Annotated in this window: 10 protein-coding genes; 7 read left to right on the top strand and 3 right to left on the bottom strand. The window is 74.1% G+C overall.

Annotated elements, in window-relative coordinates:
• The 4 genes from ACWDSL_RS42605 to moeZ all read left to right on the top strand — a co-directional run.
• The coding region (locus ACWDSL_RS42605) for a glycosyltransferase (RefSeq protein WP_450493724.1) at positions 1–1,578 on the top strand (1,578 nt) is incomplete at its 5' end.
• A 395-nt stretch (positions 1,579–1,973) separates the two neighbouring features.
• Positions 1,974–3,137: a hypothetical protein gene (locus tag ACWDSL_RS42600; protein WP_450493722.1), complete on the top strand. Its 1,164-nt coding sequence runs from the start codon at positions 1,974–1,976 to the stop codon at positions 3,135–3,137.
• 45 nt (positions 3,138–3,182) lie between these two features.
• Positions 3,183–4,166: an NAD-dependent epimerase/dehydratase gene (locus ACWDSL_RS42595; RefSeq protein ID WP_450493720.1), complete on the top strand. Its 984-nt coding sequence runs from the start codon at positions 3,183–3,185 to the stop codon at positions 4,164–4,166.
• A gap of 168 nt (positions 4,167–4,334) precedes the next feature.
• Entirely contained in the window at positions 4,335–5,513 is a 1,179-nt protein-coding gene (gene moeZ, locus ACWDSL_RS42590) for an adenylyltransferase/sulfurtransferase MoeZ (protein WP_450493718.1), read from the top strand.
• A 107-nt stretch (positions 5,514–5,620) separates the two neighbouring features.
• Here the strand turns inward: moeZ and ACWDSL_RS42585 are convergent, their stop codons facing one another.
• The 3 genes from ACWDSL_RS42585 to ACWDSL_RS42575 all read right to left on the bottom strand — a co-directional run bounded on the left by ACWDSL_RS42585 (position 5,621) and on the right by ACWDSL_RS42575 (position 11,893).
• The gene (locus ACWDSL_RS42585; protein WP_450493716.1) at positions 5,621–7,216 is read right to left on the bottom strand and encodes an alpha/beta hydrolase; all 1,596 of its coding nucleotides are present in this window, start codon (positions 7,214–7,216) and stop codon (positions 5,621–5,623) included.
• A 114-nt stretch (positions 7,217–7,330) separates the two neighbouring features.
• Entirely contained in the window at positions 7,331–8,875 is a 1,545-nt protein-coding gene (locus ACWDSL_RS42580; protein WP_450493715.1) for an alpha/beta hydrolase, read from the bottom strand.
• Between the two features lie 135 nt (positions 8,876–9,010).
• Positions 9,011–11,893, bottom strand: a complete 2,883-nt coding sequence (locus ACWDSL_RS42575) for a lysylphosphatidylglycerol synthase transmembrane domain-containing protein (protein ID WP_450493713.1) — start codon at positions 11,891–11,893, stop codon at positions 9,011–9,013.
• A 185-nt stretch (positions 11,894–12,078) separates the two neighbouring features.
• Here ACWDSL_RS42575 and ACWDSL_RS42570 point away from each other — a divergent pair, with 185 nt between their 5' ends.
• From ACWDSL_RS42570 to ACWDSL_RS42560, 3 genes are all read left to right on the top strand, one after another.
• Positions 12,079–12,498 (top strand): MGMT family protein, encoded by a 420-nt coding sequence (locus ACWDSL_RS42570; protein WP_450493711.1) that lies wholly within the window; start codon positions 12,079–12,081, stop codon positions 12,496–12,498.
• A gap of 156 nt (positions 12,499–12,654) precedes the next feature.
• Positions 12,655–16,326 carry an ATP-dependent helicase gene (locus ACWDSL_RS42565; RefSeq protein WP_450493709.1) on the top strand — a complete coding sequence of 1,224 codons (3,672 nt, stop codon included), beginning with the start codon at positions 12,655–12,657 and terminating at the stop codon, positions 16,324–16,326.
• A gap of 130 nt (positions 16,327–16,456) precedes the next feature.
• The coding region (locus ACWDSL_RS42560) for an ATP-dependent helicase (protein ID WP_450493707.1) at positions 16,457–19,046 on the top strand (2,590 nt) is incomplete at its 3' end.

Below are 19,046 nucleotides of genomic sequence, written 5' to 3'. Positions count from 1 at the left end.
CCCGGCAGCCCCGGCGCGCCCGCCGCCGGGCCGGCCGGAACCGCCGGAACCGTGGGGGCCGAGGGGGCAGCCGGATCGCAGGCGGACCGTTTCGCCAGCGGCCTGTACGGGCTCGCCGAGCTGGCCCGGGAGCACGGCGGGCTGCCCGCCGCGCTGCGCTCCGAGACGGCCGTACGCGCCCTGGAGCGGGCCTGCCACACGCCCGGTGCGCTTCAGGGTGCGCACTGGGCGCGGGTGGCCGACCTGCTGACCGTGACCGGCGCGCTGGAGCGCGCGCTGCGGCCGCTGTCGCTCGACTGGTATGGCGACGGCGAGGGAGTCGGCGGGGGAGGCGGCGAGGGCCCTGGCGGTGAGGGCGCCTCCGGCGAGCCGGGCCTGTCCGGCGTGGACCTGTGCCATGCCTCCTCGGCGGGCCCGGCCGCGCTCCCGGGGCTGCTGGCCCGGCGCTTCTTCGGCACGCCCCTCCTGATCACCGAATACGGCGTACGGCTGCGCGAGTACTACCTGGCGAGCGCGGCGGGTCCGGGCGGCGCGGTGCTCTCCGCCCCGGTGCGGACGCTGCTCGCCTCGTTCCAGGGCCGGCTGACCGCCGAGGCGTACGCCCGCGCGGCGCTGACCACCCCCGGCAACACCCATGCCCGCCGCTGGCAGGAGCGGTGCGGCGCTTCCCCGGAGCGGCTGCGCACCGTCTACCCCGGCATGGACGCGAGCCGCTTCGCGGAGGTCGGCGAGCGCGGCGCGGGCGCGGGCGACGGCGCCGGGGCGCGGGGCGACGACGGCTGGACGCTGGTGTGGCTGGGCCGTCTCGAGCCCGCCAAGGACGTCGCAGCCCTGCTGCACGCCTTCGCCCAGGTGCGACGTGCGGTGCCCCGCGCGCGGCTGCGCCTCGTCGAGACCGGGCGCCCCGCCTCCGCCCCCGTCGCCGACGGCTACCCGGCTCACTGCCGCGCCCTCGCCGCCCACCTCTTCCCCGACGAGGCCGCTGACAATCCGGTCTCCTTCGAACGCCTCGGCGACCCCGGGCTGCCGTCGGCGGCTGACGGGTACGCGGCGGGGAGCGTGGTGGTGCTGTCCAGCGTGGTCGAGGGCTTCCCGGTCGGGCTGGTGGAGGCGATGTTCTGCGGGCGCGCCACGGTGTCGACGGACGTCGGCGCGGTGTGCGAGGTCATCGGCGGCACGGGACTGGTGGTCCCGCCGCGCAACCCACGCGCGCTCGCGGACGCGTGCCTCGAACTCCTCGCCGACCCCGAGCGCCGCGAGCGCCTGGGCGCCGCGGCGCGCGCCCGTGCGCTGGAGCTCTTCACGGCCGAACAGAACGTGGCGGCGTTCCGCGGCATCTATCTGGAGCTCATGTCGCACTGCCCGGTGCGCCGCGGGGAGTACGGCCCGGACGGCGAGCCCGTGCCCTTCGCCCGCCCGGCGGAGGCCCACATCCCCGGCCGCTGGGCGGGCGGCGCAGGACCGGCCCCCTCACCCGCCACCCACACCCCCACCTGGGCCACGGCCCCACCCGGCCACGAACCGGAACCCCTGGCCGTGGGCCCGTACGCCCCCCAGCCGGAAGAGGCACGCCCATGACCCGCCGCCCGGGCGCCGCGGCTTCCGGTCCTTCCAGGGAAGGCGAGCCGTCGGGCGCTGAGGGCGAGCCGCCGACCGCAGAACCGCCCGAGGCGCGGTCCGCGCCCCCGGCCCGCCCGGGGGCCGCCCTCCGGTCGGTCGTCGCCGACGGAGCGCCCCCTGCCGATGCGCCCCGTGGCCGTCGGGCGGACGCCCCGCGGACTCCGCGCAGCCCCGGCGGCTGGGACGCGCCGTCACGTGCGCTCGTAAGCGGGGGGTTCCAGCCGGGGGCGGGCGGGGCAGGGCGCGGGCTCGGTGTCGGCGGCTCCGTGTCGCCGACCAGCCCGCAGGAGGGGCCCGACGCCGCCGCCACGGGACCCGTGGGGCGGGGGTCGGCTGATCCCGTGCGGGGGTTGATGCGGCGTCATCACGAACTGTGTGCGGGCGCCGTCGATCCGCTGGAGATCGCCGCCGGTCTCGAGGCTCATGGCGTGACGGACCGCACCGCGGCCCGGTTTCGGCATCGTGATGTCTTCTCGCTCGCCGAGGAGCTGTACGCGCGCGCCCCCCGCGACGACGAGGGCCCGGGCGCCCCGGGGGCCGTGCCGTCGCGTGGGCGGGTCGGCGGGCGGCTGGCTGTGGGGGCGCTGCATCTGGTGCCCGGGGTGCTGGGGATGGCGACCGTCGTCGGGCTGGCCAGGGCGCGTAGCGGGGCGGTGGGGGAGCGGGTGGCTGCCGGGGTGGGTGGGGGCGTGTTGGTGATGGCCGCGTTGTGGCTGTGCCTGGTGCGCGGGCCGCTGAAGGTGCGGGGCGGTGGGTTGGCCGGGTGGGCGGCCGGGGTGCTGCGCGTCGGCTGGCTCATCGCGTACGCCCTGTGCGGCGACTGGCTGCACTGGCTGCTGGACGGGGCCCGGACCGGCGCGTGGCGGCCCTACGGCGTCGCGCCCGCCGGCCGGCCCGTCGCAGAGGCGGTTGTCGTCCTCGCCCTGGCCGTCGCGCCCGCCGCGTGGTGCGCGCGCTGGTTCGCCCGGCGGGCGCGCCGGAGGCTGGTGGGCAGCCGTGGGCTCGCGGAGTTCGCGGCGGGGGTGCGGCCGCTGCTTGCGGGCACGGTGGCGCTGTTCCTCTGCGCCCTGCCGCCCCTGGTGCTCGCGGTCCAGCTCGCCGTCCGGTTCGCGCTGCCGCTGCCCGGCCGCCCGCCCGGGGCCGTTCCGACAGCCGTCGCGTCCGGTGTGGTGGCCGTGTGCGTCCTGCTGTTCGTCGCCCGGCTGCTCGCCGTCCACGGCTTCCGCCGGGCCGCCGCCACCGGCACCGCCGTGGCCTGTGCGGCCGAGGCGGCGGTACTGGGCGGGGCCGCGGCCGGCCGGCTGCCGGGCGGCGGGGCGTTCGCCGAGGCGGTGGCCAGGGCCTCGGCCGCCTGCGGACCTGCCGGCCTCCCGGCCGCGGTCTGCGGCGTCACCGCGCTCGCGCTGCTGGCGTACGCGTTCGCCGCGCTCTCCCGCGCCTCGGCCCACACCCCGGGCACCCCGGGCGTCCCAGGCACCCGTATCTCACCGCTTTCCATCACCACGAGGAGCACATGACATGAGCGACGACATGACCGACCCACAGCCCCTGGAGCGTGACCGATGAGAGTCCTGCTGCTCGGCTCCGGGGGATATCTCGGCCGCTACGTCGCCGAACACCTGCTCGCCGACCCCGCCGTCCAGCTCACCGCGCTCGGCCGCGGTGACGACGCCGATGTGCGGTTCGACCTGTCCACCGGCAGCCCTGGCGCGCTGACCCGCTTTCTGAACGCCGTCCACCCCGGAGTGGTGATCAACTGCGCGGGTGCGACCCGTGGCGGGGCGCGCGAGCTGACCCGGCACAACACCGTGGCCGTGGCGACGATCTGCGAGTCACTGCGGCGCAGCGGCTGCGGCGCCCGTCTGGTCCAGGTCGGCTGCTCCTCGGAGTACGGGCCGTCCCAGCCCGGCTCGTCGACGGCGGAGGACGCGGTGCCGCGCCCCGGCGGTCCGTACGGGGTGAGCAAGCTGGCCGCGACCGAGCTGGTGCTGGGGTCGGGCCTGGACGCGGTGGTGCTGCGGGTCTTCTCGCCGGTCGGGCCCGGCACCCCGGCCGGGTCGCCGCTGGGCCGGCTGGCCGAGGCGATGCGCCGGGCCATGCAGGCCGGGGACGGTGAGCTGAAGTTGAGCGGCCTCGGGGTGCAGCGCGACTTCGTGGACGTACGGGACGTGGCGCGGGCGGTGCACGCGGCCTCGCTCTCGGCCGCGCAGGGGGTCGTCAACATCGCCACCGGGCGGGCCGTCCGGCTGCGCGACGCGGCGGCCGTGCTCGCCCGGGTGGCGGGCTACGGCGGCACGCTGCACGAGATCGACGGCCCGCCGGGGCGCGGGCCGCTGCACCACGCCGCCCCGGGTGGTCCGGGTGGTCCGGCCGGGGCCCAGATCGAGCATGTGGGCGGCGGGGCGGGCTATCCGTACCCGGACGGCTGCGGCAGCTGGCAGCAGGCGGATGTGCGCACCGCGCGCGACCGGCTCGGCTGGCGCTCCAGGATCGCGCTGGAGGAGTCCCTGGCCGATATCTGGATGGAGGCGGCGTGCCGGATCTGAGGGCCGTCGGGAAGACCGGGCCGACGGTCGGTGTGACGGTCGGCGGCGGGGTTGCCCGGGTGATGGGACGGATCCGTCTCGCGGACCGGACCACCCGTCTCGGAATGAGATGGGCCATGGCAGTGTTACCAGAAGAACAACCCTGCTCCCACCCACTACGGAGTCCCCGTGTCGCTGCCACCCCTGGTCGAGCCGGCCGCCGAGCTCACCGTCGACGAGGTCCGCAGGTACTCACGCCATCTGATCATCCCTGATGTGGGGATGGACGGGCAGAAGCGGCTGAAGAACGCCAAGGTGCTGTGTGTGGGCGCCGGCGGTCTCGGCTCGCCCGCGCTCATGTACCTCGCCGCGGCCGGTGTCGGCACCCTCGGCATCGTGGAGTTCGACGAGGTAGACGAGTCCAACCTGCAGCGCCAGATCATCCACAGCCAGGCGGACATCGGCCGCTCCAAGGCGGAGTCCGCGCGCGACTCGGTGCTCGGCATCAACCCGTATGTCAACGTTGTGCTGCACGAGGAGCGCCTCGAGGCCGACAACGTCATGGAGATCTTCTCCCAGTACGACCTGATCGTGGACGGCACGGACAACTTCGCCACCCGCTATCTGGTCAACGACGCGTGCGTGCTGCTGAACAAGCCGTACGTATGGGGGTCGATCTACCGCTTCGACGGCCAGGCGTCGGTCTTCTGGTCCGAGCACGGTCCCTGCTACCGCTGCCTGTACCCGGAGCCCCCGCCGCCCGGTATGGTCCCCTCCTGCGCCGAGGGCGGCGTGCTCGGCGTGCTGTGCGCCTCCATCGGCTCGATCCAGGTCACCGAGGCCATCAAGGTGCTCACCGGCACCGGTGAGCCGCTGGTCGGCCGTCTGATGATCTACGACGCCCTGGAGATGACCTACCGCCAGGTCAAGGTCCGCAAGGACCCCGAGTGCGCGGTCTGCGGTGAGAACCCCACCGTCACCGAGCTGATCGACTACGAGGCCTTCTGCGGCGTCGTGTCGGAGGAGGCCCAGGAGGCGGCGGCCGGTTCGACGATCACTCCCAAGCAGCTCAAGGAGTGGATCGACGACGGTGAGAACATCGACATCATCGACGTCCGTGAGCCGAACGAGTACGAGATCGTCTCGATCCCCGGCGCCCGGCTGATCCCGAAGAACGAGTTCCTGATGGGCAACGCCCTGCAGGACCTGCCGCAGGACAAGAAGATCGTCTTGCATTGCAAGACGGGTGTCCGTTCGGCGGAAGTCCTGGCCGTCCTGAAGTCCGCGGGCTTCTCCGACGCGGTCCATGTGGGCGGCGGCGTCATCGGCTGGGTCCACCAGATCGAGCCCGAGAAGCCCGTCTACTGACGCGGCCGCAAGAGGCGCCGTAGCGGCGCCGAAGGGCCCCGCACCGTTTGTCGACGGTGCGGGGCCCTTCGTATGCGGAGAACGGAGAACGGAGAACGGGGAAAGGGTTACGAGCAGACCTTGCCGTCCGCCGGCACCTTCCCGTTCAGCAGATAGTCGTCCACGACCGCCGTCGTGCACTTGCTGCCGCCGTTGTACGCGCCGTGGCCCTCACCCTTGTTGGTGAGTTCCACCCCGACGCCCTCGCCAAGACCCTTGGCCATCTTCCGCGCGCCCTCGTACGGCGTGGCCGGGTCACCGGTGTTGCCGACGACCAGGATCGGCGCCGAGCCCGGGGCGCTGACCTCGGGGCGGTCGGTCTTGCCCGCCACCGGCCAGTCCTGGCACGAGAGCATGCCCCAGGCCAGGAACTCGCCGAAGACCGGGGACGCCTTGCGGTACTCGGGCAGCTTCGCCTTCACATCGGCGACCGTGTAGCGCTGCTTGTCGTCCACGCAGTTGATCGCGACGTTGGCGGGCCCCTGGTTGCTGTAGTGGCCGTTCTCGTCGCGGCCGGCCAGGGAGTCCGCCATCAGGAGCAGTATGTTGCCCTGCTTGGCCTGCAGGGCCTCGGTCAGCCCCATCGTCAGGTACTGCCAGCTTTCCTTGCTGTACAGCGCGGCGGCGATACCGCCCACGGCCTGGTCCTGGGTGAGCTCGCGGCCGCTCCTGGTGGGCAGCGGGTTCTTGTCGAGCCGCTTCAGCAGCGAGACGATCGTCTGCTCGGCCTTGTCGGGGTCGCTGCCGAGCGGGCAGGTCAGACCCTTGGTGGCGCAGTCCTTGAGGTAGTTGTCCAGGGCGAGCTGGAAGCCCTTCGCCTGGCCGAAGTTGCCCCGCTCCGGGTCCTCGGTCGGGTCGACGACGGCGTCGAGGACGGCGCGCCCCACGTTCTTGGGGTAGAGGTGGGCGTAGACGCCGCCCAGTTCGGTGCCGTACGAGATGCCGAAGTAGTGCAGCTTCTTGTCGCCGAGCACCTGCCGCATCAGGTCCATGTCGCGGGCGGCGCTGACGGTGTCCACATGGGGGAGCACCTTGGCGGAGTTCTTCTGGCATGCGGCGACGTACTTCTTCTGCTCCGCCGTCGCCGCCGCGATCTCGGTGGCGTCGTCCGGTGAGCCGTCCACGGTGTCGGACGCGTCGGCTTCCTTGTCGCTCAGACACTTCACGGGCGCGCTCTCGCCGACCCCGCGCGGGTCGAAGCTGACCAGGTCGTAGCGGGCGCGCAGCCGCTGGTAGTCCGCGCCGAAGCCGGGGAGGGTGGAGACGCCGGAGCCGCCGGGGCCGCCGAAGTTGAAGATGAGCGAGCCGATCCGCTTGTTCGGCTTGGTGGCCTTGGCGCGGATCAGGGCGAGGTCGATCGTCTCGCCGTCCGGCTTGGCGTAGTCCAGCGGAACGCGCATGGTCGAGCATTGCCATTCGCTGCCCGGGGCCTCGCCGGCGCCCTGGAGGGTGGTGGGCGCCGGGCAGGACTTCCAGCTGAGCTTCTGTTCCGTGAGGGAGCTGGGCAGGCCGGAGGCCGACGGCGCCTCTGACGCCTTGTCCTTGCCGCCATTGCCATTGTTGGAGCCGCCGTCGTCGTTGCAACCCGCGACGGCGGTGAGTGCGACCACGACGGCCGCGGAGACCAGTGCCCTGGCCCGTATGGTGCGTATGGAACTCGACATAGCCGAGAATCCTATGAGCACGGTATGACCTGGAAGGTTCAGGTCCCTTCTCAATTCGGTCACAGATTACGGAACGTAAGGGTGCCTGCTCAACGCGGACCCCACTGGACGCGTCTAGCCGCAGACCTTTCCGCTCGGCGGCACCTTGCCCCGCAGCAGATAGTCGTTGACCGTACGGCGGACGCAGGCGTTGCCGCTGTCGTACGCGCCATGCCCCTCGCCCCGGTACGTCAACTCCACGCCGACGCCGGGGCCCAGCTCCTCCACCATTTTCCGGGCGCCCGCGTACGGGGTGGCCGGGTCGCCGGTGTTGCCGACGACCAGGATGGGCGCGGCGCCCGGGGCGCTGACGTCCGGGGTGCGCCAGGCGCCGTGCACCGGCCAGCCGGTGCACTGGGTGAGGCTCCAGGCCAGGTACGGGCCGAAGACCGGGGACCCCTTGCGGAACTCGGGCAGCTTCGCCTTGATGTCGTCGACCGTGTAGCGCTGTTTGAAGTCGGCGCAGGAGATCGCGGTGAGGGAGGACTGCAGGGTGCTGTAGTTGCCGTCCGGGTTGCGCCCGTTCATGGCGTCGCCGAGGGCCAGCAGGATTTTGCCGTCGCCCTTTTGGGCGTCCGCGATGCCCTGGGTGAGGTACTGCCAGAAGTCCTGCGAGTAGAGGGATTGCGCGATGCCCCCGTTGGCCAGGGACTCGGTCAGATTGCGGTTGCCGATGCCGGGCACCGGGCGCCGGTCGAGCCTCTTCTGCAGCGTGCGGATCTCCGGCTGTGTGGGGCAGGTGGAGACGTTGCCAGTGGCGTCGCACGCCTTCATGTAGTCGTTCAGCGCCAGCTGAAAGCCCTTCGCCTGGCCGAGGGAGCCCTGCGCGGGGTCCTGCGCCGGGTCGACGACGCCGTCGAAGAGCGCGCGCCCCACCTTCTTGGGGAACAGGTGGGCGTAGACGCCGCCCAGTTCGGTGCCGTAGGAGACGCCGAAGTAGTGGAGCTTGTCGTCGCCCAGGACGCTGCGCATGAGATCCATGTCACGGGCGGCGTTGGCGGTGCCGACGTACGGAAGCACCTTCCCGGAGTTCTTCTCACAGGCGGCGGCGTACCGCTTGACGCGGCTTACAAGGGACTTCACTTCCGCGGAGTCGTCCGGGGTCGAGTCGGCCGCGTAGAAGGCGTCGAGCTGCCTGTTCCCCAGGCATCTCACCCCGCTGCTGCGGCCGACCCCGCGCGGATCGAAGCTGACCAGGTCGTAGCGGGTGCGCAGCTCCTTGTAGCCGCTCGCGAGGGCGGGGAGGGTGGAGACGCCGGAGCCGCCGGGGCCGCCGAAGTTGAAGATGAGCGAGCCGATCCGCTTGTTCGGCTGGGTGGCCTTGGCGCGGATCAGGGCGATCCCGATGGTGTCCCCGTGCGGCTTGCCGTAGTCCAGCGGGGCGTGGAGCGTCGCGCACTCCCACTGCTTGCCGGGGGCCTTGGTCGCCCCGTCCTCGCTGTCGTCGGGGGCGGGGCAGGTGGACCACTTCAGCTTCTGGTGAGCCGAGGTGTCCGGCCGTCCGCCACCGCTTCCACCGCAGCCGACGGCGGCGGTCAGCAGCAGGGCGACGGCGGCCGACGCACCGGCGCGTACGGATCGGGACACGGCGGCTCTCCGGGAGTGGGGGCGTGCCGCCATCCTCGGGCCTGCGCGGGCCCGGCGCGCGCTGTGCGGGCGTACGGGTGAGGCGTGTGGGTGAGGGGTGTGGGTGAGGGGTGGGGCGTACGGGTGAGATCCGCCACGCCCGGCCCCTGCAGAGCCCCTGCAGGGCCCCTACAGGGCCTGTTTGCGGGTGAGGTGGGTGAAGGCCAGCCAGCCCGGCAGCACCGGCAGCCAGAAGACCATCAGCCGGAACAGCAGCACCGCGGGCGCGGCCGTCTCGTACGGCAGCCCGGCCAGCGTCAGACCCGCGATCAGCGCCGCCTCGACGGCTCCCACGCCGCCCGGGGTGGGAGCCGCCGACCCCAGGGCGTTGCCCGCGAGGAAGACCACGGCGATGCTCGCGTAGCTCATGTCGCCGCCGAACGCCCGGATCGAGGCGTCGAGGCACAGCACGTTGGCCGCTGTCAGCAGCAGCATCCCGCCGATGCCGGTGAGCAGCTTCTTGGGCCGCTGCAGCACGTCCAGCATCCGCGGGACGACGCCCGCGAACAGGGACCGCACCCGCGTGGACACGAACTTCCGCAGCACCGGGATCGCGGCCACCACGAGCGCGAGCACCGCGGCCGTCAGCAGCCCGGCGATCACCGTGCGGGACGGCGAGAGGGTCGGGGTGCGCTCGGTCCCGGTGATATAGCCGAAGGTCAGCAGCAGCAGGATATGGCTGGCGAGGCCGAACAGCTGGGACGCGCCGACGCTGGCCACCGCCAGCCCTGGGCGCACCCCCTGGCGCTGCAGGAAGCGGGCGTTGAGCGCGACCCCGCCGACCGCGGCGGGCGCCACCAGCTTCACGAACGACGCGGCGACCTGCGCCAGCACGGTGCGCCCGAACGGCACCTTCTCCGGTACGAAGCCCAGCAGGCTCAGCGCCGCCGCGACGTACGTCAGCGCCGAGAACAGCAGCGCGGCCACCACCCAGATCCAGTTGGCCTCGCCGACCACCGTGCCCAGCTTGATGTGGGTGAACTGGGACAGCAGGAAGTACGCGGCGAAGGCGCCCGCGCAGAAGCTGACCAGGGTGCGCGGCTTGATGCGCTCCAGCCGCACCGGCTCTATCGGCGCCTGCGGCCTGATCAGCAGCACCTGCTGACGGATCTGGGAGAGCAGGTCCTCCTCCCGGGCCCCCTCCAGGGCCTCGTCGATCGCCCGCTTCTCCGCCTGCTTCTCGGCCTTGAGCACCTTGCGGTCGACAGCGGCCGCGGCCGCTGCCGGCCGATGCCTGGCCTTCTCCGCGGTCTCGTCCGCCGCCTCGGACTGCTGAGCCGCCTCCCCGGCTTCCGCGGCCTCTTTGGCGGCTTTGGCCTCCCGGGCTTCCTTGGCGGCGCGCGAGGCTTCCAGGACGGCTTCCCGCTGCCGCTGCGCGCGCTCGCGCGCCAGCTGGCGCAGCGTCGCGCGGGTGCTGCGGTTGAGGGCGAGCGGCTGGAGCAGCGGGAGGCTGTCGGCGACCGCGTCGGGGCCGAGGACCCGGGCCGCGGCGGCGACGGACCGCTCCGCGCCGACCCGCAGCCCGAGCGTGGTGAGCAGCTGCGCGACATCCATCCGCAGCACCACGTCGCCGGCCGCGATCTCACCGCCGCGCAGATCGGTCAGCACGACCTTGCCGGAGCGGTCCACCAGCAGCGCGTCGCCGTCGAGGCGGCGGTGGGCGATACGGCGGGACTGCAGCGCCTGGACCTGCTGCCAGGCCTCGGCCAGCAGCTCGTCGGTGATCGCCTCGTCGGGCAGCGCGTTGAGCGGGCGGCCGCCGAGGTGTTCGTAGACCAGCATCACGGCGTCCGGGCCGAGCTCGGAGGTGGCGATCAGCTTCGGCGCGTTGGCGCCGGCCGCGATGGCCGCGTACGACAGCAGCGCTTCCTGTTCGAGGGCCTGGCGCAGCGTCTGGAGGCTGCGCGGCGGGGTGATGGTGCGCAGCGTCAGCCGCTGCCAGACGCGGTAGAAGAACCCCTGGGCCTGCTGTTCGCGGTCCACGACGGTGACGTCCAGGGGCGGGCCGTCCTCGAGCGTGACCAGATAGCGGCGGCCGCGGTCGTTGTGGTTCCCGTGCTCGCCGTCCGCGGAGCCGGAGTCGTCGTATCGCAGCGCGCTGACCGGGGCGAAGCCGACGCGGCGCAGCCCGGCGAGCAGATGTTGTCCGGTGGGCCGTACGTTCGGCGAGCCGACGGCGTACAGCGTGCCGTAGGCCACGGTCCAGCCGATCAGCACGGTGATGATGATCGAGAACGGTGTGGTGTAGCCGCCCACCAGCACCGCGAAGGCGTCGAGCAGCAGCACGAACCACATGGCCACCCGCCAGCGCGGGCGGCGGGCCATGCCGACGGCCGTCATATAGGCGATGACGGGTGCCAGATAGCCGTGTACGGGGTCGCTGAAGGTGCCGCCGGGCGCCGGCTGGGTGAGCGCCTCCCGGATCGATTCGGGGGCGCCACGGGCCACCCACAGGTCGGTGGCCAGGGACACGCCGTGGGCGAGGACGGCGGCCAGCACGCCGTCGGCGATCCGCAGCCCGTCGCGTTTGATCAGCCGCTCGATGGCGAACGCCATCGGGAGCAGCAGCACCGCGACGCCGGCCGCCAGGCCCGCGAAGTCGATCAGCAGCGTCGGCGCCTGGTCGGCGCCCTGGCCGATGTCCTTCTCCAGACCGGCGGTGGTGCCGTGCGCGAAGGCCGCGATGGCCAGCACGGTGCCGATGCCCAGGATGCCGAGCAGCAGTCGTAGCAGGTCGAAGGGGCGGTGGACGCGGGCGGGGAGCAGCGGCTCGTCGCCGGAGACGCGGTCGACGTGCGGATGGGGGTCGTCGCAGTCGGGGGAATCGGGAGAAGCGGGAGAAGCGTGCGAATCCGGGGCGATGGGGGAATCCGGTGCGACAGGGGACGGATCCGGGGCGGCGGCGGACGGCTCCGGCTGCTTGGCGCGGGGCAGCACCTTGGGGGCGCGGGCCTCCCCTTCAGGAGGCTGCGCACCCTGCTGCTCGGCCGTCTCTTCTTGATCTCGTATCACCAGTCACCGCCCGGAAGATGGTGGCATGCCCGGGCTGGGGAGGTGGGCATCAGGGTGCATTTCGGGGGCGTGAAATTCGGATCGTACGTCGTGTATGGGCTCGGTGCACCCTTGGCGAGGGGATCGGGGGAGGGCCCTGTGGAGGGCCGGCGGGGCTGTCGGTGGGATGCGGCAGGATGTGCCGGATGAGCCGGATTCCCGATCACAGCGGTGAGCGCGCCGAGGGCGAGCGGACGGGGGCCGCGCACGAGCTGCCCGAGTACGCGGAGCGAGTGCTGGAGGTCGCCGAGCTGATTCCGCCCGGCCGGGTGATGACGTATGGCGATGTTGCCGAATGGCTGGGCGAGGGCGGCCCGCGGCAGGTGGGCCGCGTCATGGCGCTCTACGGGGGTGCCGTGCCCTGGTGGCGCGTGGTGCGCGCGGACGGCGTGCTGCTGTCCGGCCATGAGCTGCGCGCGCTGGACCACTACCGGGAGGAGGGCACGCCGCTGCGTGAGGCGGCGCGCTCGGCCGAGGGCCATCTGCCGCGGCTCGACCTGGCCCGGGCCCGCTGGGACGGCGGTGAGGGCGAGTCCGGTGGGAACGACGGGGCCGGTGCCGACTGACGACGGGCGGCGCGCCCGCCGGTTCCCCGGCCGGCCCGAGCCATGCCTGAGCGCCGCGGCGCGCCCGCGGCCGTATCCACAGCCATTCGGGTGACGCCCCGCGTCACATGAGAGGCTGTGCCGCACCCAGCACACCCACCAGGACCGGCGATCCACGTGAGCTCCTCCTCCTCGTCCCTTCCGCGCCAGCGGCAGGCTCGACAGCCGTCCTCGCGGCAGCCGTCCCCGGGTACGTACCGGCTGGTCCGCACCCGGCCGGACCCGGTGGCTCCGCCTGCCCTGGACGCACGGCAGCGCGCTGTGGTCGACCACCCGGGCGGGCCGCTGCTGGTGCTCGCGGGTCCGGGCACGGGCAAGACGACGACACTCGTGGAGGCGGTGACCGAGCGGGTGCGGGGCGGTGCGGACCCCGAGCGGATCCTCGTGCTCACCTTCAGCCGCAAGGCGGCGGTCGAGCTGCGCGATCGGATGGCGGCGCGCCTGGGGGGTGCCCGCGGCCCGCAGGCCACGACCTTCCACTCATTCTGTTATGCCCTGGTCCGCGCACACCAGGACATGGACATTTTCGCCGATCCGGTGCGTTTGCTGTCGGGCCCCGAGCAGGACGTCGTCGTCCGTGACCTGCTGGCCGGGCAGGCGGAGCTGGAGCGGGAGGGGCGCGCCGCGGTCCGCTGGCCGGACGAGCTGCGCGCCTGCCTGACCACCCGCGGCTTCGCCGACGAGGTGCGCGCGGTGCTCGCGCGCAGCCGGGAGCTGGGGCTCGACCCCCGCGCGCTGGGGGACTTCGCGGCGCGCCAGGGCCGGCCGGACTGGCGGGCGGCGGCATCCTTCCTCGCGGAGTATCTGGACGTGCTGGACGCCCAGGGGGTGCTGGACTACGCGGAGCTGGTGCACCGGGCGGTGCTGCTCGCGGAGCAGTCCGACACGGCGGCGGAGCTGGCGGCGCGCTACGACGCCGTCTTCGTCGACGAGTACCAGGACACGGACGTGGCCCAGCTGCGGCTGCTGCGCGCGCTGGCGGGCGGCGGCAGGACGCTGGTCGCCTTCGGCGACCCGGACCAGTCGATCTACGCCTTCCGCGGCGCCGACGTGGGCGGCATCCTCGAATTCCCGCACAGCTTCCCGCGCCGGGACGGCAGACCGGCGCCCGTCCAGGTCCTGACCACCTCCCGCCGCTCCGGCGCCGCGCTCCTCGCGGCCACCCGCCTGCTCACCCACCGGATGCCGCTCACCCGCCTCCCGGCGGACGCGGTGCGCGCCCACCGGGAGCTGTCGGCCGTCCGCGGCGGCGGGCGCGTCGAGGCGTACACCTACCCGACGGCGGGCTCCGAGCTCGACAACATCGCCGACATCCTGCGCCGCGCCCACCTGGAGGACGGCGTTCCGTGGCGCGAGATGGCCGTGCTGGTGCGCGCGGGAGGCCGTTCACTCCCCGGCGTGCGCCGCGCGCTGACCTCGGCGGGCGTGCCCGTGGAGGTCGACGGCGACGACATCCCCCTGCGCCATGAGCCCGCGGTGGCCCCCCTACTGACCGCCCTACGCGCCGCCGCGACGGCCGCCCTGCGAGCCCCCACGGGCCGGGGCGCCCCCACGGCGGCCCGCGGCCGGGCGCCTGCCGAGCCCACAGGGCTCGCCGGGGCGCCAGGCGTGGCCGGTGCCGCCGGGTCGGCAGGGCCCGCCGAGGCGCTGGGCGCGGGTTCCCCCGCCCCGGGCGAGGCCGAGGCCGCGCCCACGGCGACTCGCGGCCAGGCGCCCGCCGGGCCCGCCGAGGCCGCAGGGCCCACCGCGCCCGCCGAGGCGCTGGGCGCGGCTTCCCCCGCCCGGCGCGAGGCCGAGGCCGCCGACGCGGCCGGGCCCGACGCCGACGCCGACGCCGACGCGGGCGCGTCGCCGGTCGGGGGGCCGGGCGCCGGTGGGCGCCCAGGGGGTGCGGGCGGCGGCGCTGCCAGTGCCGCCGGGCTCGATGTTGAGACCGCGCTGACGCTGCTCGCCTCGCCCCTCGGCGGCATGGACGCCGCTGATCTGCGGCGGTTGGGGCGGGCGCTGCGGGAGGAGGAGCGGGCGGCGGGGCGGGCCGTGCCGCGCCCCTCCGACGTACTGCTCGCCGAAGCGCTCGCCGAGCCCGAGCGCCTGGTCGCGCACGACCCGGCGTACGCGCGCGGCGCGCAGCGCCTCGGCCTGCTGCTGCGCAAGGCGCACGAACTGCTCGCGGGCGGCGGCACGGCGGAGCAGGCGCTGTGGGAGCTGTGGGACGGCACGTCCTGGCCGCAGCGGCTGGAGCGGGCCGCCCACCGCGGCGGGGCCGCCGGGCGTAACGCGGACCGCGACCTGGACGCGGTGTGCGCGCTGTTCGAGACCGCAGCGCGCGCGGAGGAGCGCGTCGGCGGCCGGGGCGCGCTCAACTTTCTCGACGAGATCGACGCGCAGGACATCGCGGCCGACACCCTCTCGCGCCGCATGGTGAGCCCCGACGCCGTACGGCTGATGACCGCGCACCGCTCCAAGGGGCTCGAGTGGCGGCTCGTCGTGGTGGCGGGGGTGCAGGAGGGGCTGTGGCCCGATCTGCGGCGCCGTGGCTCGCTGCTGGAGGCGGACCGGATCGGCCGGGACGGGCTGGCCGAGCCGCTGTCCCCGGGGGCGCTGCTGGCCGAGGAGCGGCGGCTGTTCTACGTCGCGGCGACGCGGGCCGAGGAGCGGCTGGTGGTCACGGCCGTCAAGGCCGCCGCGGACGACGGGGACCAGCCCTCCCGCTTCCTGACCGAGCTGGGCGTCGAGCCGGTGGACGTCACCCAGCGCCCGCGCCGCCCGCTGGCGGTCGCGGCGCTGGTCGCCGAGTTGCGCGCCACGACCGTCGACCCGGCGGCCTCCGACGCCCTGCGGGACGCCGCCGCGCACCGTCTGGCGCGGCTCGCGGCGCTGCGCGACGACGACGGCCAGCCGCTCGTCCCGGCGGCGCACCCGTACCGCTGGTGGGGCCTGTACGAGCCGACGCACAGCGCGGTCCCGCTGCGCGACCGCGACCGCCCCGTGGCGCTCTCCGGGAGCGCGCTCGACCAACTCGTCAACACCTGCTCGCTGCAGTGGTTCCTGGGGCGGGAGGTGAAGGCCGATACGCCGTCGACGGCCGCCCAGGGCTTCGGCAACGTCGTCCACGTCCTGGCCGACGAGGTGGCCTCCGGCCGCACCCCGGCCGATCTCGCGGTCCTTATGGAGCGGCTGGACTCCGTATGGGACGCCCTGTCCTTCGACGCGCCCTGGAAGTCGCGGCAGGAGAAGGAGCACGCGCGGGCCGCGCTCGAACGCTTTCTGCGCTGGCATGTGATGGAGCGCGGCGGCCGCGCCCCGGTGGCCACCGAGCACGAATTCGACGTCACCTTGGCGGCGGACGCCTACCAGGTGAGGATCCGCGGCAGCATGGACCGGGTCGAGGCGGACGGGGAAGGCCGCGCCTATGTTGTCGACTTCAAAACCGGCAAGCAGTCGGTGACGCGGGACGCCGTCGCCCACCACCCCCAGCTGGCCGTGTACCAGCTCGCGGTGCGGGAGGGCGCGGTGGACGGCCTCTTCGCGGACGGCCACCCCGAGCCGGGCGGTGCGGAGCTCGTACAGCTGCGCCAGGGCGCCGCCCGCAAGGACGGCGGGGACGCCGTCCCCAAGGTGCAGGCGCAGGAGCCATTGCAGGGGGAGTGGGTGGGCGAGCTGTTGGCCACGGCGGCCGGGCGCGTCCTGGACGAGCGCTTCTCCCCGAGCGCGGGCGAGCACTGCAACCGCTGTTCGTTCCGCGGGGCGTGCAGCGCGCGGGCGGAGGGGCAGCAAGTCGTGGAGTGAGTGAGCGCGTGAGTGAGTGAGCGAGCGATGTGGCGTTCGCGACACCGGCCTCGTCCGTGGGCCGGTGGGGACCGGGGCCATGACCTCGGTGTTGACGGCGGTGTCAGCGGGCCCCGATAGCCTCACTGGAATGTCCGCCCGCATCACCGACCCCGAGCAGCTCAAGGAGCTCCTCGGCATTCCGTTCACCCCGGAGCAGATCGCGTGCATCACCGCGCCGCCCTCCCCGCAGGTGATCGTGGCCGGAGCGGGCTCGGGCAAGACCACGGTGATGGCGGCGCGGGTGGTGTGGCTGGTGGGCACCGGCCAGGTCGCCCCGGAGCAGGTGCTCGGCCTCACCTTCACCAACAAGGCGGCCGGGGAGCTGTCGGAGCGGGTACGGAAGGCCCTGGTCAGGGCGGGGGTTACGGACCCCGATCCGGTGCCGCTGCCGGGCGCAGCGGGGGCCCCGCAGGCCCCGGAGACCGCCGCGGGCGAGCCCAACATCTCCACGTACCACGCCTTCGCCGGACAGCTGCTCAAGGAGCACGGCCTGCGTATCGGCCTGGAGCCGGGCGCCCGGCTGCTCGCCGACGCCACCCGCTTCCAGCTCGCCGCGCGCGTGCTGCGCACCGCCCCCGGGCCGTTCCCGGCGCTCATCCGCCCCTTCGCCGACCTGGTCACCGATCTGCTCGCGCTCGACGCCGAACTGGCCGAGCACCTGGTCCCCGCCGAGCGGCTGCGCGCGTACGACGGCGAGCTGCTGCACACACTCGACGGGGTGAAGCTCACCAACGCCGAGCTGCGCAAGGTGCCCGAGGCCGCCCACGCCCGCCTGGAACTCCTGGGCCTCGTCGAGGCGTACCGCGCGGACAAGCGCGGCCGCGACCTGCTCGACTTCGGCGACCAGATCGCGCTCTCGGCCACCTTGGCCCGCACCCGCCCGGAGGTCGGCCGGATTCTGCGCGAGCAGTTCGCGGTGGTCCTCCTGGACGAGTACCAGGACACCTCGGTCGCCCAGCGGCTGCTGCTCTCCGGCCTCTTCGGTGGCGGTACGGGCCATGCCGTCACCGCCGTCGGCGACCCCTGCCAGGCCATCTACGGCTGGCGCGGCGCCTCCGTGGCCAACCTCGACGACTTCCCCGAGCACTTCCCGCACGCCGACGGCAGCCCGGCGCGCCGCTTCGCGCTCAGCGAGAACCGGCGCAGCGGCGGCCGCCTCCTGGATCTCGCCAACGGGCTCGCCGCGCCCCTGCGCGCCATGCACGAGGGCGTCGAGGCGCTGCGTCCCGCGCCGGGGGCGGAGCGGGACGGTGTGGTGCGCTGCGCGCTGCTGCCCACCCACGCCGAGGAGCTGGCCTGGCTCGCCGACTCCATCGCCCATCTGGTGCGCTCCGGCACCCCGCCCGGCGAGATCGCGGTGCTGTGCCGTACGGCCGGCGACTTCGCCCGGATCCAGGGCGCGCTGGTGGAGCGGGAGGTTCCGGTGGAGGTCGTCGGCCTCTCCGGGCTGCTGCACCTGCCGGAGGTCGCCGACCTGGTGGCCGTCTGCGAGGTGCTGCAGGACCCCGGCGCCAACGCCGCCCTGGTGCGGCTGCTGACCGGCCCGCGCTGGCGGATCGGCCCCCGCGACCTGGCGCTGCTCGGCCGCCGCGCCCGCGCCCTCGTACGGTACGAGGGCGCCGGGCCGGACGAGGACGAGGACCCGGACCGGCGCCTCGCCGAGGCAGTCGAGGGCGTCGACCCGGCCGAGATCGTCTCGCTCGCCGACGCCCTGGACACCTTCCTCACCCCCGAAGGACCGGACGACGGGCTGCCGTTCTCGGCCGAGGCCCGGGTCCGCTTCGCCCGCCTCGCCGCCGAACTGCGCGAGCTGCGCCGCTCGCTGGCCGACCCGCTCATGGACGTGCTCCACCGGGTGCTGGCCGCCACCGGCCTGGAGGTCGAGCTGTCCGCCTCGCCCCAGGCCCTGGCCGCCCGCCGCCGGGAGACGCTCGGCAACTTCCTCGACGTCGCCGCGGGCTTCGCGGCCCTGGACGGCGAGGCCACACTGCTGGCGTTCCTCGGCTTCCTGCGCACGGCCGCGCAGTACGAGAAGGGGCTCGACAACTCCCTCCCCGGCGGGGAGAACACGGTCAAGGTGCTCACCGCGCACAAGTCCAAGGGTCTCGAGTGGGACGTGGTGGCGGTGCCGGGCCTGGTCGACAAGCAGTTCCCCAGCGACCAGGCCCGCGAGTCCTGGACGGCGAACGCGCGGGTCCTGCCGCATGCGCTGCGCGGCGACACGGAGACGCTTCCGGACGTCGCCGCCTGGAACGCCAAGGGGCTGACCGCCTTCAAGGAGTCCATGAAGGCGCATCAGCGGACCGAGGAACTGCGGCTCGGCTATGTGACCTTCACCCGCCCCCGCTCCCTGCTGCTCGGCTCCGGCCACTGGTGGGGCCCCACGCAGAAGAAGCCGCGCGGCCCTTCGGCCTTTCTGGAGGCTCTGCGCGAGCACTGTGAGGCGGGCCACGGCGAGGTCGAGGCGTGGGCGCCGCCCCCGGAGGAGGACGAGGAGAATCCGGCCCTCAAGGCCGCGGCCGCCGACCGCGCCTGGCCGCTGCCCCTCGACCCGCAGGGCCTGGCCCGCCGTCGCCACGCCGCGGACGTGGTCCTCGCCCACCTGGACCGCCTCGCGGCGGCCCGCCCCGAGCTCCCCGCGCCCGACGCCGCGCGCCCGCCCGGTGGGCCCGCCGCGC

It is taken from the genome of Streptomyces sp. NPDC000941, from assembly GCF_053599555.1.
The sequence above is the reverse complement of the archived record's forward strand: the minus strand, read 5'-3'. Positions and strand labels throughout refer to the sequence as shown.

Bases quoted from the DNA above. Each gene is read 5' to 3' on its own strand.
- ACWDSL_RS42600 (WP_450493722.1), top strand. From the start codon at position 1,974: ATGCGGCGTCATCACGAACTGTGTGCGGGCGCCGTCGATCCGCTGGAG.
- ACWDSL_RS42580 (WP_450493715.1), bottom strand. From the start codon at position 8,875: ATGGCGGCACGCCCCCACTCCCGGAGAGCCGCCGTGTCCCGATCCGTA.
- ACWDSL_RS42570 (WP_450493711.1), top strand. From the start codon at position 12,079: ATGAGCCGGATTCCCGATCACAGCGGTGAGCGCGCCGAGGGCGAGCGG.
- ACWDSL_RS42595 (WP_450493720.1), top strand. From the start codon at position 3,183: ATGAGAGTCCTGCTGCTCGGCTCCGGGGGATATCTCGGCCGCTACGTC.
- ACWDSL_RS42585 (WP_450493716.1), bottom strand. From the start codon at position 7,216: ATGTCGAGTTCCATACGCACCATACGGGCCAGGGCACTGGTCTCCGCG.